Source organism: Psychromonas sp. MME2 (assembly GCF_040566515.1).
GTDB lineage: Bacteria > Pseudomonadota > Gammaproteobacteria > Enterobacterales > Psychromonadaceae > Psychromonas.
Genome location: NZ_JBEWXI010000015.1, coordinates 55,771 through 71,661, shown reverse-complemented (window position 1 = coordinate 71,661; position 15,891 = coordinate 55,771). Strand labels below are relative to the sequence as shown.

Genomic DNA, 15,891 nt, shown 5'->3' with positions numbered 1-15,891 from the left:
ATGCTAGCGCCCCTTTCAAGCCCCTCAATAACCACTGTTATGATGCGCAAAACTATTATTTTTAATCCGTTTGGCAACCACCACAAAACGTAAATCACTCTGTACAATATTGCTATCAAAAGGATAACAGGTGATCAGTGTTAACTGTTCTTGCCCATTATCTTGAATAACAGACATCTCATTTTCATTGACAATTTTTGTCTCTATCACTTGATAAGTTAACAAGGTATCGGCATAGGTTGTGAGCCATATTTCATCATCAATCTGTACTTTTTTAAGTATATTAAAATGGGTATCGTTATGGCCAAATAGGACACTATTACCATTACCATTAAAAGGAGAAGAGTTGATCATCCATGCTGGCGCAAAGGCAAGATTATTGCCCGTGGCACCTGCCAGTATGATTAACGGATCTTCTCCTGCCATTTGCAGTTGCGCTAAGGGTTCACTATCTGCCCAAGGCCATGGTCGATGTAATTCCCCATCCTCTAAATGGCGCGCCCAAGCGAAATTAAGTAACTGTTGTGCAAGCAAGGCCTTGGCTGGCATATAAATGCCTTTAGCAAAAAATGCTAATGCGACAAAGAGAATGATCAACATCAGTTTGCGCAATAATGAGATAGTTGACCAGGACATTTGTAAACGTGACAGTGTCTCGATGCGACTCATAAACAGACTCCTCGCTCTTTTTTAACGGTGACAAAATAATGTTCCACAAACCAACATAGCGTCACGATAACCAATAACAGCAGCGCCCATTGTAGATAATAGCCACTTGCCAATCCCGTTTGCGGTAAACGCATGGTGTTTCCCTTAGGCATCTCGGTTTTTACCTGCTTATCAATCGCATTCAGCGAGGTTGGACGAGCTATTTTCTGTTCAATCGCTAATAAGCTGGTGTACTTGGTCACAATATGGAACTGCATCCCTAATGCGCTTATCTGTTGGCGTTTCTGTTGCGCAGTTAACTGCCGATTTAATGCAATGCTATCAATCTTCTCCTTTGCCCATAGAATATCCAGCCCAGCGGCGTTTTGATATTTTTGCGCTGACAAATCAATCTCCTGCGTCCAATCCTTAGTTGTACCTTGGTCAATACCTATTGCGCTGATCTGCAATGCACTTTTACCTTCTGGAATTTTAAAAACAAACTGTAAGGGCTCTCCCTGATAAAGATCGCTAAGTGGTGCAGGCCAATAATCAACGGCACTGCCATCTGACCATTGCATATTTAAATTGGTTAATACTGGCGCAGCAAGTTGAGAAAATAATGCCGAAATGTGCTGATTAACCTGATTGACATCGCTAATACTGGTGTAGCTACCTTTGCCTAAATTAGCACTATTTTTCATAAAGGAGTGATTTGCCGCTGAACCGATAGCCACCATAAATAATCGACTATCACCGAGATTTTGATCGATCATCGTTAATATCTGCTCTTCATTACTAATACTGGCATCGGTAATAAAGATAACTTGTCGTAATCCCATTTGTTGATTAGCAAAAACGGTGCGTTGACCTAATAAAGCATGACTTAATGCGGAATACATATTGGTTCCACCGGAGGCTTGTAACTGATCAATAAAGCTATTTGCCATCGCTCTACTGCGCAGATCAACGGGCAAGGCATTAGCTGCAAAAAAGGTACTGTTATCACTGAAACTAATGATGTTAAAGGTATCACCGTCGGCTAGCTGCTCGATACCGTAACGCAGCGCCAGTTTTGCCTGTTCAATTGATGTACCCGACATGGAGCCAGAAACATCAATCACAAAGACAACCTCTTTGCTAATACGAGCCGATTCGGTGAACTGCTCGCGGGGGGCATTAACATTAATAAACCATACTGTTCGTTGCTGACCAATTTGTTTTCTATAAATAAGTGACTTTCGGCTTGCTCAGTTTGTTGTACTTGCCAAGTCAGTACAAAATCCTGATTAGCAATCACCTTGGTATTCGCTAATGAGACTATCGCTTCGTTAGGCGCATTTTTTTGCGTGTTAATCTGATGGGAAAGACTCTTAATCGACGTAATAGCCAGAGGGCTATGCAAATTGACTTTAATTGTCATCAACAGCCTTGGATCCTCGTTACTTCTAATATGATCCGTGGTTTGCTCTGCCAGTTGCAGGCTCTCCATCTGCGCTAATAAATCATCCCAACGTTGCTGCCATTCATTAGCAGCTTCTCCAGCGTTAGACCCATTGGCTAAGTTCTGTAAATATTGTTGGCGCTGCTCTGAGGTTAACGCTGTCATAGCAGGCGCATAGCGAGGCGTAATGGTCATCGGAAAATACAAACTAAATACGCCGGATTGATAGCTAATCCTCTGTTGATACTCAATTTCAATGGTGATTTTTTCATGGGGTGCGATGTTAGCAACGTTAGTGGTAAACATATCATTGCGTTTTTGCGTCACTAAACTTGCTTTTTTCCCTGCGACTTGCGCCTTTTGATATTCCCGTTGGGCGACCTCCTTCTCTTTAATCTCCCCAAGGATAACCCGCTCACCAATAATCATGCGCAGATGATCGACCGCTGCATTTTCAGGTAATGGAAAAAGATAGGTCCCATTAATCCAATCATCACTACTATTCACAAAAACCTGCTTTACGGTAACGCGACTAATTAACCCGGTCACATCCATATCGACGGCACTACTCAACAGTGGCGCACTGATTTTTTCGCCACTGTTATTGATATAGACAAGTCCAACCGGATCCTTCTCGACAGGCAATTGTTCCGCAAACAAAGGCGTATGACTAACTGCGTGCATAAATATCACCATCAACCAAAAATGTTTACGGATCAATTTGATGGCGAAAACTTGTTGTAATAGGCTCATATCACCCCCTATGATCCATTGCAGTGGTGATCGCATTTTTCGTTGGTAAGGCAAAATCATCCGCAAATTCATTTTCCTGTTCATCTAGCACGGCATGACCTTCAATAGCGACAACTTCATTAAGTAATTTTTGCGCAACACGTCTCGCGATTTGCTGCTTTTTAAGTTGATGCTTTTGTTGCTGTAATTGTGTAGCTAACAGGGTTATTTCAGCTTGATAAGGATGTATTTCTACGCGGCGTTGCTGGCGGTGTTCTGTCATTGCCGACTGATTCTTCGCATTCGAATCCCCCAGAGAGAGGATTGACAACTTATCTTCAGCAACCCCTTTCGCAACTAAATACTGGGCAACAGCTTGTGCACGTTGTTTGGCCAACTCGATGTTATATAAAGTATTGCCCTGTTTATCTGCGTAACCGACCACCTGCCAAAGTGTTTGTTGATTGCCCTTGCTTCTTTGCATCTCTAAGGCAGTCTCATTTAATGATTGAAAATAAGCGCTATTAATATCGCTAGAATCAAAAGCAAAAAGCACTTCATTTTTAATCTCAGGATTTAATTGCTGAACATCGCTACTCGTCTCTATTTGAAATTCGCTCACGGGAGCCGTTAGAGCTGTTGTCTCAATAACAACAGCATCATCTTGCATCTCCTCTGGCGATAGGAGTTGAGCTTCAGCTTGCCAAGCTAAATAGTCTATATCGACACGGCTCATTGTTTGGTCAAAGGGTTGCATCGGGTGACCTTCATTTTGTGAGCCAACGAATCTCGAGCCGAGTAGGATTTTTGCATAACCAACACAGCAATTCCCAAACTTGAGATAATTGCTAGATTCAAGAATGATTTTTTAAAAGAGAGATTTATTTTATTGTTATCCATTTTCTACCCTTACTATTTGTATAGAACAGCTGATATAGCCGTTACTTAATTGATACCGTTATTTAAGCAAAGGGTTATGTTTTTTTAAGGGAGAGAAAATGGCAATTCACTGATCAATTATGTTCAAAAAATGGCAATATGAGTTTCCCCCTATTTACCTTTTTATTTTTGCGTATACTAGGGGCTGTTTATCCAGAAACAGAGAAGTATATTTGCATGAAACGTATCGCCATTATTGAAGATGAAAAAAACATCAGAGACAATTACGCTGATTTAATGAATAGACACGGCTATCAAGTTGACTGTTATGAAGGAAGACTCGAAGCCATGCAAGCTTTTCAGATTCGTTTACCCGATCTGGCTATTATAGATGTCGGCTTAGGCGATGAATATGATGGCGGTTTTCTACTCTGCCAAGCTTTACGAACACTATCTACAACATTGCCTATTATTTTCTTAACGGCACGAGATAATGATTTTGATAGTATTTCTGGCTTGCGTTTGGGCGCTGATGATTACCTCAGTAAAGATATTGGCCTTGAACATTTAATGGTACGAATTAGTGCCCTGTTTAGACGCATTGAAGTGATGCAAAAACCCAATCAACAACAGACAATTTTAACACGGGGAAAATTAACCATCGATAGCGATCGCATGCAAATTTACTGGGCAAAACAGCCCTTAGATTTTACCGTAACCGAATTTTGGATTATTTATGCATTAGCTAACCGCTCTGGTACAGTACGCAATCGCCAGCAATTAATGCAGGATGCCAATATGGTCGTAGATGACAACACCATCACCTCACACATTAAACGCATCCGTAAAAAATTTATTCACCTCGATGCGACATTTAATGAAATAACCGCTATTTATGGCATGGGCTACCGTTGGGATATCACTCAGGACAGAGCTTCTTGAAAAAATTTACCTTCGGCCTGCGTAGTAAAGTTATTATCTTATCAAGCTTTTTATTGATATTACCTTGGTTTGCCTATCAATATGTCTTAGAAATGGATAAATTTTTACGGCTAGGTCAAGAACAAACGCTGATCGGCACTAGCCGTGCAATTGCGATGACACTTCACGAAAGACCAAATCTCTTTAACGAAGATGCCACTTTTTTACCACACATAGAAACAGGTAAAGATCTTTATGTCTATGAACTGAAAAAGAAAATAAAACTCGATGGCGAACTCGACAATTGGCAAGAATATATATCTGAAAGTTTGCACTATGGGGAACAATATACCCGTTATCAGTCCGTTGATAATAACAATAACCCAACCTCTTTTCGCCATATGGTCGGTAAACGACAAGGTTATTTATACGGCTATTTGCAAGTGACTAACCTTTATCCCGTTTATCAAAACAACAATGCACGCACCATCAATAGCAGCGACCATCTTATCATTGCCCTTACTTCACCACAGGGGGAGCTACAACACTATGTTATTTCAGCCCTTAAAAAGATTTGGATCAATGCCTATTTAAAACCCAATACAGGGGATGAAATGAATCAATTGCAACGGGAAAAACACATTCAAGGCTATTGGCAAGAGAGTGAGTCGGGTTACAATATTGAATTTCGCTTACCACTTGAAATGCTGGGTAATAAGTTAGGATTTGCACTTTATACGGTTACCAATAGCGCTCCTCAGCAGATTAATACGATTATCTCCACCTCCAACATCCACAACAAAGAGCAGCTCGGCACAGTCTTAATCCCCTCACCTGAAATAGAGCAAATAATCAAGGGGATGAGTCATACACAATCACGCATTTTTGTGCTGGATCGTCACCAACGTGTTATCGCAAAAGCAGGGGATATTTTGCAAGCGGATGGCGCATGGCCAAGTGATGCACTACAGCAACAAAGCAATGATTACTTAGAGGTCATTAAGAAGAAAGTGCTGAGCCCTATTTACTCACTGATTCTCGCACCACCGACAAATGATTTTAACGATGACCTAAAGGAATCAACACAGCTTAACAGTGAATTTATCAGACAAGCATTACTAGGCAAATCACACTCCGATTGGTCCTTAAGCAGTGATGGTAAAGCAATGATTTTATCTGCAGCCAGCCCAATCATGGTCGGCAATAAAATAATGGGGATGGTGATCGCACAAGAGACCACCAATGGCATAAAAACACTGCGTAATAAAGCGTTGGAAAAAATATTTAACGTCATTTTGCTGATTATTTTTAGCGCGACATTAGCACAATTTTTATTTGCCTCTAATATTGCTTCTCGTATTCGAAAATTACGCGATCAAGCGGATAACGCCATTGATTCACAGGGGCGTATTTTAACCCTATTTAGCGCATCAAAATCAAAAGATGAGATTGGTCACCTATCGCGAGGACTATTTGATATGGTTAATCGTTTACGACAATACCATTTCTATCTTGAAAATCTTGCATCGCGTTTATCCCATGAACTCCGAACACCCGTTGCCGTAGTCCGATCATCACTAGAGAATTTAACGTTATTACCGCAAAATAGTGAAAATAAGAAGTACATAGAAAGAGCCGAAAAAGGTATTAATCGTCTTAACAAAATATTAACCAGCATGAGCGAAGCAACACGCATTGAACAGAGCCTTCAAGCGTGTGAAAAAATTTCATTTTCTATTAATGAATTACTTGATAATTGCGGGCAAGGTTATCAAATGACCTACCCTAATTATCATTTTCAATTAGAAATTACCGATAAACCCTTATACGTTTGCGCAGATCCAGACTTGATCGTTCAATTACTCGATAAATTGATCGGTAATGCCTTAGAATTTAGCGAAGCACAAAATCCCATTAAAATATTACTCAAACAACAAACCAGTAATGCACTCATTGAAATAAGCAATGCAGGCCCCCTCTTACCGGAGAATATGAGCGATCAATTACTCAATTCGATGGTTTCAATACGAAAACAGAGTCATCAACAGCAAACACATTTAGGTTTAGGGCTCTTTATTGCCAAGATAATCTGTGAATTTCATCAAGGGCAAATTCAGATTCAAAACCGTAGCGATAAGTCCGGAGTACAAGTCTTAGTTACTTTTCCACTGATCAAACATAATTAACGGGTCAATTATTTAAATGCAAATAGGTATGCAATACCTTACGAAGTTTGTAAAATAGTGATAAATCAATGGAGAATAACAAAAATGAATAGATTAACAATAACCCGCCCAGATGACTGGCATGTACATTTACGTGATGGGGATGTGCTAAATGATACGCTACGTGATACAAGCCGTTACATGGGCCGTGCGATAATTATGCCAAACCTCGTTCCTCCGGTTATCGATACAACATCGGCACTTGCATACCAACAACGTATTTTAGCTTGCCAACCAAAAAATAGCTTTACCCCTTTGATGACGCTCTATTTAACAGACAACACGAGCGCTGATGAAATAAAAAAAGCAAAAGCATCAGGCTACGTATACGCCGCCAAATTATATCCAGCTGGCGCGACAACTAACTCAGATTCAGGTGTTACCTCGACACAAAATATTGGCGCAGCACTAGAAGCGATGCAAGAAGTGGGTATGCCACTGTTAGTACATGGTGAAGTTACATCACACGATATTGATATTTTTGACCGTGAAGAACTCTTTTTAAAGACCGTTCTTGCGCCTCTGGTTGCCGATTATCCTAATTTAAAAATAGTTGTTGAACATATAACGACGGCCAATGCCGTTGAATTTGTCAACAATGCTAGTGACAACGTTGCTGCCACAATCACTGCACATCATTTAATGTTTAACCGTAACAATATGTTAGTGGGAGGCATTCGTCCGCATTTCTACTGTTTACCTATTTTAAAAAGAAACACGCACCAGCAAGCATTAATTAAAGCCGCCACGAGTGGTTCAAAAAAATTCTTTTTAGGTACAGATTCGGCACCACATGCGATTGATAAAAAAGAGTCCAGTTGTGGTTGTGCAGGCTCTTATACTGCACATGCGGCAATAGAATTGTATGCAGAAGTGTTTGAGGAAGCGAATGCGCTTGATAAATTAGAAGCTTTTGCTAGTTTTAATGGCCCAGATTTTTATAATCTACCACGTAATAGCGACACCATTACCTTAGAAAAAAGCAGCTGGGATGTGCCTGCAACCTTAGAATTTGGTCATAATCAAGTGGTACCAATCCGAGCTGGTGAGCAATTACTTTGGAAAGTTCTCTAACCTAAAGAGCTAAAATGGTGATCCTGTCGGGTTACCATTTTACACTTGTTATCAATACAATCACGGTAAAATCATAGTGCATTAGAAACGTAAACTTGATTTTTTCCTCGCTCTTTTGCTTGAAATAAAGCATTTTCAGTCAACTTAATAATTGCCTCTAAATCATCCGTCGCACGGGTAACATACACTCCAACACTGACCGTAATATGTAACATATTTCCCTTCCGTTTCTTAGCAACCACACTATTGATTCGTCGCGCTAACGTTTCAGCGGCTTCAGCACTTATCCACTGGCAAAAAATCAAAAATTCGCCACCTCGCCAACGACAGCAGATTGATGACTTTCGGTTAGTTTTAATAATTTGCTTGGCAATTGAGAGGATAATTTAATCACCGGCAAGATGCCCATATTGGTCGTTAAATCCTTGCAAATCATCAATATCAACCATAATTAAAGCAAATTCTACTGGGCTGCGTAATAACCCCGAATAGATGGGTTTTAATATCGTAAAAAAGCCATGGCGATTGTACAGTTTGGTTAGCGGGTCAATAATCATTAACGCACTGTTTTTTAATTTAACATTAAAGGCAAAAACACTGAAGAAGCTCAGAATTAAAACCACAAATAACATTAACCAGATAACAAGTGACGCACTGATAGCCTGCAGCTGAACATCCTGATCATTGATATAGTGCAACATATAAAGCTGTTCATCGATTAAAGGGGCGCTATAGAGTTCACCGCCATCCAGTGATGACCAGGTTGTTTGATTAGTTAGCTTTGGAATACTATCCATAAAAGCGATAGCTTCATTAGTCGTGATAAGCTGCTTATTTTCATTAACCAAAAATGAGACGCCAACCGTCTCCTCAAGTTCAAGTAAAAAAGCCATATAATCAAGTTTAATATCGGTAGACAAAGCCCCTATAAAATGTCCATTAATGATAATGGGGCTTGATATAGTTAACATTATTTCAGGGCTATAGCTATCTTCGTAAACGGGTGTAAAAACCTGCTCAGCCAATGGATTCGCAGCAGGAATCACTTCTTGCCAAAATTTTTTCTGATAAAATTCAGGAAAAAAATACCAATTTTCCAATAACACTTTAGGTGTCAAATAAATAAGCCCCTGTAGCGAAGTATAATATACGCGCTCAATCAATCCGCTTTCGCCCGTTAATAGAGTAAGCTCATCATCAATCATACTAATGGCTGTTACTTCGTCATGTAAAACTGTATTTTCAATATTTGATTTAGCACTAACCACTAAAGTGCCTGAAAGCTGTTGTGCAAACTGAGAAGGCGAATAATCTGATATACCATACATATTAAAAGATTTAAGGTATGAAAGAACATCGAAAAGATGAATATTATAATGGTCTTCAGCAACAAGCGCATAGGCATTAACCATTGATTGGCTAAGCTTACTGTTCGTTGCTGATATTAAATGAATATATTGATTAAGTAAGTTATGACGAACAATGATATTTTCATATTCAGATTGTTTTATGCGCTCTACTTGATTAACAAAAGTACGATAACCTATCAAGGTCAAAATAATAGTGATTATCATGGGTAAATAAAAAAACTTGTTGAGCATCCGTAATTCCCTATTACATTCCTATATCCGCTGCTATTGTCCCAATTCGCAGTTTTTTAAAAGTATAGAACATTACCTCACCCTTGCTTTTTAGGGGATCACAAATTACGTTCCTCATTTTTCATCTTTAGCGCATAATGTTATTTCCTTGTAATCTAAAATACGACCGATTACCATCTCACCATGAAAACAAAATATTGCACTAGATATTAAGGATCGCACGTTGGCTCAACTTTATTTTTACTATTCATCAATGAATGCTGGCAAATCAACCTCTCTGCTACAGTCCTCTTATAATTATCGCGAACGTGGTATGAATACATTCGTACTAACAGCCTCCATTGATAACCGTGCAGGTGTTGGTAAAGTTGCATCTCGCATAGGCATCGAAACAGATGCTGCTATTTTTTCCTGCAATGATAATTTGGCAACAATAATCGAAGCGGTACATCAACAGCAGCAACAACACTGTATCTTAATTGATGAAGCCCGAGTTCTTAAGCAAAGAACAAGTCAAACAATTAACCCATGTTGTAGATAACCTCGATATTCCCGTTTTATGCTACGGTATAAAAACCGACTTTCAGGGAGAACTCTTTAGCGGTAGTCAGTATCTGCTTGCTTGGGCGGATAAACTTGTTGAGCTTAAAACTATCTGTCATTGTGGCCGCAAAGCAAATATGGTGCTGCGCCATGATCAAGATGGCAACCCAATCAAAGAGGGGCAACAAGTCGAAATTGGTGGCAATGAAAGTTACCAATCGGTCTGTAGAAAACATTTTCGAGCGGTACTGTGGGATTAAACGTATATAACAATAGTACGAGCTTGTGTTTATTTTATGGACAGCTACAATAGCAAACAATAAATATAGTAGGCGAATTTCGTCAGGAAACAAAAATGAATAGAAAGAAAAAATTAAACAAAATTCTCGATAAACGCATCAAAAAAATGAATGCAAAAAAAAATCCAAGTAACAAACCCAAATATATCTCTAAAGCAGAACGCGCAAAGCTCGAAGCATTACAGAATGAAGAACAGGAAAATGGAAACGGCTTGAGTGAATAAGCAATAAAGTTGCATAAAAAAACATTATTTCCCCTTTTTGAATAAAAAAATAGTTCACTTTTATTAACGACATTGATATTCTACCCGCAATTAAATTATTTGAGATTTATGTAACCATGAAATTAGCCATTCTGAAAGTACAACACCACCATCATATCACCTAATCTTTCAGGATTTTTTATTCTTGGAAGAGTTTTTGTGCTTCCAGTGGTTACCAACAAAATAAACCCCCGGAAGGCCAACCTCCCGAGGGTTTTTTAGTTTATAAGGCAAGGAAAATGACTATGTCAGAGCAACGTTTAAGAATCGCAATACAGAAGAAAGGCCGTTTAAGTGATGATACGGTAAAACTACTAAAAGCATGTGGTATTAAAGTTAATTTAAACACCCAACGTTTAATTGCACACAGTGAAAATATGCCGATTGATATTTTACGTGTACGCGATGACGATATCCCGGGTTTAATTATGGATGGTGTTGTTGACCTTGGTTTTATCGGGCAAAATGTACTCGAAGAAGAGTATATGATGCGTACAGTTGCTAATGAACCCACTGGCCATAAAGTCATTAAAGAGCTTTCCTTTGGTGGCTGCCGTTTCTCGCTTGCCGTTGACCATGATTTTGATTATCAAGGTGTACAATCACTTGCCAATCTACGTATTGCAACCAGCTATGTACATATACTAAAACGTTTCATGAATGAAGCCAATGTTCCTTATACCTCTTGTATGTTAACAGGTTCAGTGGAAGTTGCACCACGCGCCGGGCTTGCTGATGCGATCTGTGATCTTGTTTCAACGGGCGCAACGTTAGAAGCGAACGGTTTAAAAGAAGTGGAAGTGATCTACCGCTCCACGGCTGTCTTAATCCAACGCGCAGAGCCTTTAGCAGCCGCTAAACAAGAACTACTAAACCGCCTTTTAGTACGTATTGATGGTGTGCAAACAGCAAAAGAATCTAAATACATCATGCTCAATGCACCCAAAGTTAATCTTGCAGCAATCACCGACCTACTGCCTGGTTCGGACCTACCTACCGTGATGGATTTAGCGGGTAGCAGCGATCATGTTGCACTGCATGTGGTAAGCAAAGAAAATCTTTTTTGGGAAACAATGGAGCAATTAAAAGCACTCGGTGCAAGCTCTATCTTAGTCTTGCCTATTGAAAAAATGATGGAGTAATTGCAATGAAAACTGCAATGCAAACAGTCAATTGGACAAGTTTATCAAATGACGAGCAAAAACAGCTGCTTGCTCGTCCAGCAATGGCAGACTCTTCATCGCTAACCAATACCGTTACTGAGATCATCACATCTGTACGAGCCAATGGCGATCAAGCTCTGCTTGATTATACAAAACGTTTCGACAAATTAACTGGCGATAACTTCACCATCACAAACAGTGATATTGAACAAGCTTGTGGACGTTTAGGTGATGATATAAAAAGTGCCATTGACACCGCTTATCAGCAAGTTGTTAAATTTCATCAGGCACAACTGCAAGACGTTATCCGTGTTGAGACAATGCCCGGTGTTGTTTGTGAAATGCATACTCAGGCGATAGAGTCCGTTGGTCTGTATATTCCAGGTGGTAGTGCTCCACTACCGTCAACGGTTATCATGACGGGTGCGCCTGCGCAAATTGCAGGTTGTTCGCGGATCGTGCTGTGTTCACCACCGCCCATTGCAGATGAAATTTTATATGCTGCATCGCTATGTGGCGTTAATGAAATCTACACCATTGGTGGTGCACAAGCGGTTGCCGCACTGGCCTATGGCACACAAAGCATTGCCGCTGTCGACAAAATTTTTGGCCCAGGTAACTCCTTTGTAACCGAAGCAAAGCGCCAAGTCAGCAATGATTTTGCTGGAGCTGCGATTGATATGCCTGCGGGGCCATCGGAAGTGTTAGTGATTGCAGATGAACACGCTGATCCTGCTTTTATCGCAGCCGATTTACTATCACAAGCTGAACACGGTCACGATTCACAAACCATTTTAGTCACCCCTTGCGCAAAAATTGCGGAGCTGACTGGTATCGAAATCGACAAGCAACTAACACTGCTATCTCGAAGTGAAATTGCCGCCAAAGCCATTGCCCACAGTGTCAGCATTGTCTGCGAAGATATTGAGCAAGCAGCAGAAATATCTAACAGTTATGCACCAGAACACTTGATTGTACAGACGCAAAATCCACGTCTGTTACAACCTAAATTACGTAATGCTGGTTCAATTTTCTTAGGTGCATGGACCCCAGAGTCGGTAGGCGATTATGCCAGCGGCACTAACCATGTGTTACCAACCTATGGCTATACCCGTACCTATTCAAGCTTAGGGCTAGCAGATTTTGTAAAACGCTACACTGTGCAAGAATTAACCATGGATGGACTACGTCGCTTAGCGCCAGCCGTCACTTGCCTTGCTGAATCGGAAGGCTTAACGGCACACGCTCGAGCAGTAACAATTCGTATCGACAAACTTAATAATTAGCAGCAATGGGCAAGCGAGGCGTTCGCGTCTCGCCATTATATATAGCTAGGGAAGATCCAAGAGATGAGCAACACACAACACCTCGCCCGTAAAACGGTACAAGCATTAACCCCTTATCTTTCTGCGCGTCGTATCGGCGGAAAAGGCCATATCTGGTTAAATGCGAATGAAGCACCTGACTGCAGTGAATATCAATTAGATTCAAGCAAATTAAATCGTTACCCTGAATTTCAACCTCCCGCATTAATTAATGCCTACGCGAGTTACGCAGGCGTTAATAACGAGCAATTGCTAACAACTCGTGGTGCCGATGAAAGCATTGAAATTTTGATCCGCACTTTTTGTGAACCGGGTATCGATAGTATTTTAATTTGCCCTCCCACCTATGGCATGTATGCTATCAGCGCAGAAACCTGCGGAGTAGCCATTGAAGAAGTGGCGCTTGATGCACAATTCGATGTCGATTATTTTGCCGTGAACAGGCCGTCAATAAAAGCGATAGCCAAGTTAAAATCGTTTTTTTATGTGCTCCGAATAACCCAACGGGCAATATGCTTGATAGGGAGAAACTAGTTCATCTGTTACAAGCAACCGCAGGTAAAGCGCTGATTGTTGCCGATGAAGCTTATATCGAATTTTGCCCAGAGCGAAGCCAAGTTGACTTAATTGCGCAACATGAAAATTTAGTGTTAACACGGACACTATCGAAGGCTTTTGCGTTAGCAGCCATTCGTTGTGGCTTCACAATTGCCCAAGCCCCTGTTATCGCAATGTTATCCAAGGTTATAGCTCCTTACCCGATGCCTGAGCCTATTGCACAAATTGCCACACAAGCGCTATCAGAAAAGGGACTCGCGGTGATGCTTGAACGCGTTGCGATCCTCAACAACAATCGCCAACTATTACAGCAAGCCCTAAACGAACTTGATTGTGTTACAGAAGTTTTCCCTGCCACGGGTAACTTTGTTTTAGTACGCTTTAAAGATTCGGCAAAAGTCTTCGCAGCCTTTGCCAATAATGGCATTATCATGCGCGACTTTGCGACCAAAAAGCGCCTTGAAAACTGTATACGTATTACTATCGGCAACCAAGCTGAGATGGAAGCCACATTAACGACCTTAAAATCGCTGTAGGGAACACAAACCATGAGCAAACAAAAATTTCTATTCATCGACCGTGACGGTACCTTAATCGATGAGCCCATTACCGATAAGCAAGTGGATAGTTTAGAAAAATTAAAATTTGAAGCCGATGTTATTCCAAGTTTATTAACGCTACAAAATGCAGGCTTCATTTTAGTGATAGTCTCTAACCAAGATGGTTTAGGCACGGCTAGCTACCCACAACAAGATTTTGATATTCCACAAAATAAAATGATGGAAATATTTGCATCTCAGGGCGTTAAATTTGAATCCACCCTACTTTGCCCCCATTTTCCTGAAGACAACTGTAGCTGTCGTAAGCCACATTTAGGCATGGTTAGCGAATACCTAAAATCAGGTCGTATCGATTTTGCTAACTCCTATGTGATTGGCGATCGTCACACAGATATCGGTTTAGCTGAAAATATGGGCTTAACGGGTATTTTGTATAATAAAGAGACCCTTGGTTGGAAACAAATCGTTAAACAACTCACTAGCCGTGGCCGTGTTGCCTCCGTAACCCGCAAAACCAAAGAAACCGATATTACGGTTACTGTCGACTTAGATAACACGGGTGAGAACCAGATCGATACTGGCATGGGATTTTTTGATCATATGTTAGATCAAATTGCCACACATGGTGGTTTCCAAATGAATGTCAGTGTCAAAGGTGATTTGCATATTGATGATCACCACAGTGTCGAAGATACCGCACTGGCACTCGGTGAAGCATTAAACAAGGCGCTTGGTGATAAACGCGGTATTGGCCGTTTTGGCTTTGTTCTACCTATGGATGAAACGAAAGCGAGTTGTACATTAGATTTATCAGGCCGCCCGTACCTGAAGTTTAAAGCGAACTTTCCGCGTGAATTAGTCGGCACCATGTCAACGGAAATGGTTGAGCACTTTTTCTATTCTCTCGCTCAAGCGATGGGTGCAACACTGCACCTTGAAGTAGAAAATGGTAACGCTCATCACATGGTCGAAGGTTTATTTAAAACCTTTGGGCGCACACTACGTCAAAGTATCCAAATCGTCGGCACAGACTTACCCTCGAGCAAAGGTGTTTTATGATCGTAATTATTGATACAGGCTGTGCAAATTTATCTTCGGTTAAATTTGCCATCGAACGTTTAGGTTATGAAGTGACCGTCAGCAAAGAGCCCGCAATTTTGCAGCAAGCTGACAAACTATTTCTACCCGGAGTTGGCACTGCCAAAGAAGCAATGGCGAACCTTATCGACCGTGATTTAGTCGAACAAATTAAAAACCTGACACAACCCGTATTAGGTATCTGTCTAGGTATGCAAATGTTAGCAGAAGCTTCTGAAGAGGGCTTTGGCGAACAGAGCAAAGTGAAAACCTTAGGCATTGTCGCAGGTACTGTCGCAAAAATGGAGGTTGCACCACTACGCTCACCTCACATGGGCTGGAATCAAGTAACCCCTAAAGCGGGTGATCCCTTATTTAAGGATATTCCAGCGGGTACATATTTCTATTTTGTGCACAGCTATGCGCTTCCCGTAACAGAAGATACCATTGCTAGCTGCGAATATGGCGTGCCATTTACCGCAGCGGTAAATAAAGACAATTTTTATGGGGTACAATTCCATCCGGAACGTTCAGGTAAAGCTGGTGCCCAACTGCTGAAAAACTTTTTGGAGCTTTAAT

General features: G+C 40.8%; 12 protein-coding genes, 3 pseudogenes and 1 other annotated feature. Of the genes and pseudogenes, 10 read left to right on the top strand and 5 right to left on the bottom strand.

The window, feature by feature from the left end; translation table 11 throughout:
- Window positions 1–24: 24 nt before the first annotated feature.
- The 4 genes from AB1A03_RS15690 to AB1A03_RS15675 are packed head-to-tail and all read right to left on the bottom strand — an operon-like array spanning window position 25 to window position 3,581.
- Window positions 25–669 carry a class GN sortase gene (locus AB1A03_RS15690; protein WP_354625549.1) on the bottom strand — a complete coding sequence of 215 codons (645 nt, stop codon included), beginning with the start codon at window positions 667–669 and terminating at the stop codon, window positions 25–27.
- Window positions 666–1,772: a vWA domain-containing protein gene (locus AB1A03_RS15685; protein WP_354625548.1), complete on the bottom strand. Its 1,107-nt coding sequence runs from the start codon at window positions 1,770–1,772 to the stop codon at window positions 666–668. The genes AB1A03_RS15690 and AB1A03_RS15685 overlap by 4 nt, the downstream gene beginning before the upstream one ends.
- Window positions 1,769–2,845 carry a VIT domain-containing protein gene (locus AB1A03_RS15680; protein WP_354625547.1) on the bottom strand — a complete coding sequence of 359 codons (1,077 nt, stop codon included), beginning with the start codon at window positions 2,843–2,845 and terminating at the stop codon, window positions 1,769–1,771. Before AB1A03_RS15680 ends, AB1A03_RS15685 begins: the two co-directional genes overlap by 4 nt.
- A gap of 1 nt (window position 2,846) precedes the next feature.
- Window positions 2,847–3,581, bottom strand: a complete 735-nt coding sequence (locus AB1A03_RS15675) for an OmpA family protein (protein WP_354625546.1) — start codon at window positions 3,579–3,581, stop codon at window positions 2,847–2,849.
- A 359-nt stretch (window positions 3,582–3,940) separates the two neighbouring features.
- On the opposite strand from AB1A03_RS15675, the gene pdsR reads away from it, so the two are divergent.
- The 3 genes from pdsR (at window position 3,941) to pyrC (ending at window position 7,923) form a co-directional block, all read left to right on the top strand.
- Window positions 3,941–4,645: a proteobacterial dedicated sortase system response regulator gene (gene pdsR, locus AB1A03_RS15670; protein ID WP_354625829.1), complete on the top strand. Its 705-nt coding sequence runs from the start codon at window positions 3,941–3,943 to the stop codon at window positions 4,643–4,645.
- A complete protein-coding gene (gene pdsS, locus AB1A03_RS15665; RefSeq protein ID WP_354625545.1) occupies window positions 4,642–6,810 on the top strand; it encodes a proteobacterial dedicated sortase system histidine kinase in 2,169 nt (722 codons plus the stop codon). Before pdsR ends, pdsS begins: the two co-directional genes overlap by 4 nt.
- An 84-nt stretch (window positions 6,811–6,894) precedes the next feature.
- Window positions 6,895–7,923 carry a dihydroorotase gene (gene pyrC / locus AB1A03_RS15660; protein WP_354625544.1) on the top strand — a complete coding sequence of 343 codons (1,029 nt, stop codon included), beginning with the start codon at window positions 6,895–6,897 and terminating at the stop codon, window positions 7,921–7,923.
- Between the two features lie 71 nt (window positions 7,924–7,994).
- Here pyrC and AB1A03_RS15655 read toward each other — a convergent pair.
- Window positions 7,995–9,128: pseudogene (locus AB1A03_RS15655) on the bottom strand (sensor domain-containing diguanylate cyclase).
- Between the two features lie 619 nt (window positions 9,129–9,747).
- Here AB1A03_RS15655 and AB1A03_RS15650 point away from each other — a divergent pair.
- The 7 genes and pseudogenes from AB1A03_RS15650 (at window position 9,748) to hisH (ending at window position 15,890) form a co-directional block, all read left to right on the top strand.
- Window positions 9,748–10,327, top strand: a pseudogene (locus AB1A03_RS15650) (thymidine kinase).
- Between the two features lie 95 nt (window positions 10,328–10,422).
- Window positions 10,423–10,590, top strand: a complete 168-nt coding sequence (locus tag AB1A03_RS15645) for a DUF2986 domain-containing protein (RefSeq protein ID WP_354625543.1) — start codon at window positions 10,423–10,425, stop codon at window positions 10,588–10,590.
- Window positions 10,591–10,729: 139 nt separating this feature from the next.
- Window positions 10,730–10,852: a sequence feature (His leader region), on the top strand.
- A gap of 22 nt (window positions 10,853–10,874) precedes the next feature.
- The gene (hisG, locus tag AB1A03_RS15640) at window positions 10,875–11,771 is read left to right on the top strand and encodes an ATP phosphoribosyltransferase (RefSeq protein ID WP_354625542.1); all 897 of its coding nucleotides are present in this window, start codon (window positions 10,875–10,877) and stop codon (window positions 11,769–11,771) included.
- Between the two features lie 5 nt (window positions 11,772–11,776).
- A complete protein-coding gene (gene hisD, locus AB1A03_RS15635) occupies window positions 11,777–13,078 on the top strand; it encodes a histidinol dehydrogenase (RefSeq protein WP_354625541.1) in 1,302 nt (433 codons plus the stop codon).
- Window positions 13,079–13,141: 63 nt separating this feature from the next.
- Window positions 13,142–14,211: pseudogene (gene hisC / locus AB1A03_RS17395) on the top strand (histidinol-phosphate transaminase).
- A 12-nt stretch (window positions 14,212–14,223) separates the two neighbouring features.
- Window positions 14,224–15,294, top strand: a complete 1,071-nt coding sequence (hisB, locus tag AB1A03_RS15620) for a bifunctional histidinol-phosphatase/imidazoleglycerol-phosphate dehydratase HisB (RefSeq protein ID WP_354625539.1) — start codon at window positions 14,224–14,226, stop codon at window positions 15,292–15,294.
- Window positions 15,291–15,890: an imidazole glycerol phosphate synthase subunit HisH gene (hisH, locus tag AB1A03_RS15615; protein ID WP_354625538.1), complete on the top strand. Its 600-nt coding sequence runs from the start codon at window positions 15,291–15,293 to the stop codon at window positions 15,888–15,890. The genes hisB and hisH overlap by 4 nt, the downstream gene beginning before the upstream one ends.
- The last annotated feature ends 1 nt before the right edge of the window (window position 15,891 follow it).

Bases quoted from the DNA above. Each gene is read 5' to 3' on its own strand.
- hisH (WP_354625538.1), top strand. From the start codon at position 15,291: ATGATCGTAATTATTGATACAGGCTGTGCAAATTTATCTTCGGTTAAA.
- hisB (WP_354625539.1), top strand. From the start codon at position 14,224: ATGAGCAAACAAAAATTTCTATTCATCGACCGTGACGGTACCTTAATC.
- AB1A03_RS15645 (WP_354625543.1), top strand. From the start codon at position 10,423: ATGAATAGAAAGAAAAAATTAAACAAAATTCTCGATAAACGCATCAAA.
- hisG (WP_354625542.1), top strand. From the start codon at position 10,875: ATGTCAGAGCAACGTTTAAGAATCGCAATACAGAAGAAAGGCCGTTTA.
- AB1A03_RS15675 (WP_354625546.1), bottom strand. From the start codon at position 3,581: ATGCAACCCTTTGACCAAACAATGAGCCGTGTCGATATAGACTATTTA.
- pyrC (WP_354625544.1), top strand. From the start codon at position 6,895: ATGAATAGATTAACAATAACCCGCCCAGATGACTGGCATGTACATTTA.
- hisD (WP_354625541.1), top strand. From the start codon at position 11,777: ATGAAAACTGCAATGCAAACAGTCAATTGGACAAGTTTATCAAATGAC.
- AB1A03_RS15690 (WP_354625549.1), bottom strand. From the start codon at position 669: ATGAGTCGCATCGAGACACTGTCACGTTTACAAATGTCCTGGTCAACT.
- AB1A03_RS15680 (WP_354625547.1), bottom strand. From the start codon at position 2,845: ATGAGCCTATTACAACAAGTTTTCGCCATCAAATTGATCCGTAAACAT.
- pdsR (WP_354625829.1), top strand. From the start codon at position 3,941: ATGAAACGTATCGCCATTATTGAAGATGAAAAAAACATCAGAGACAAT.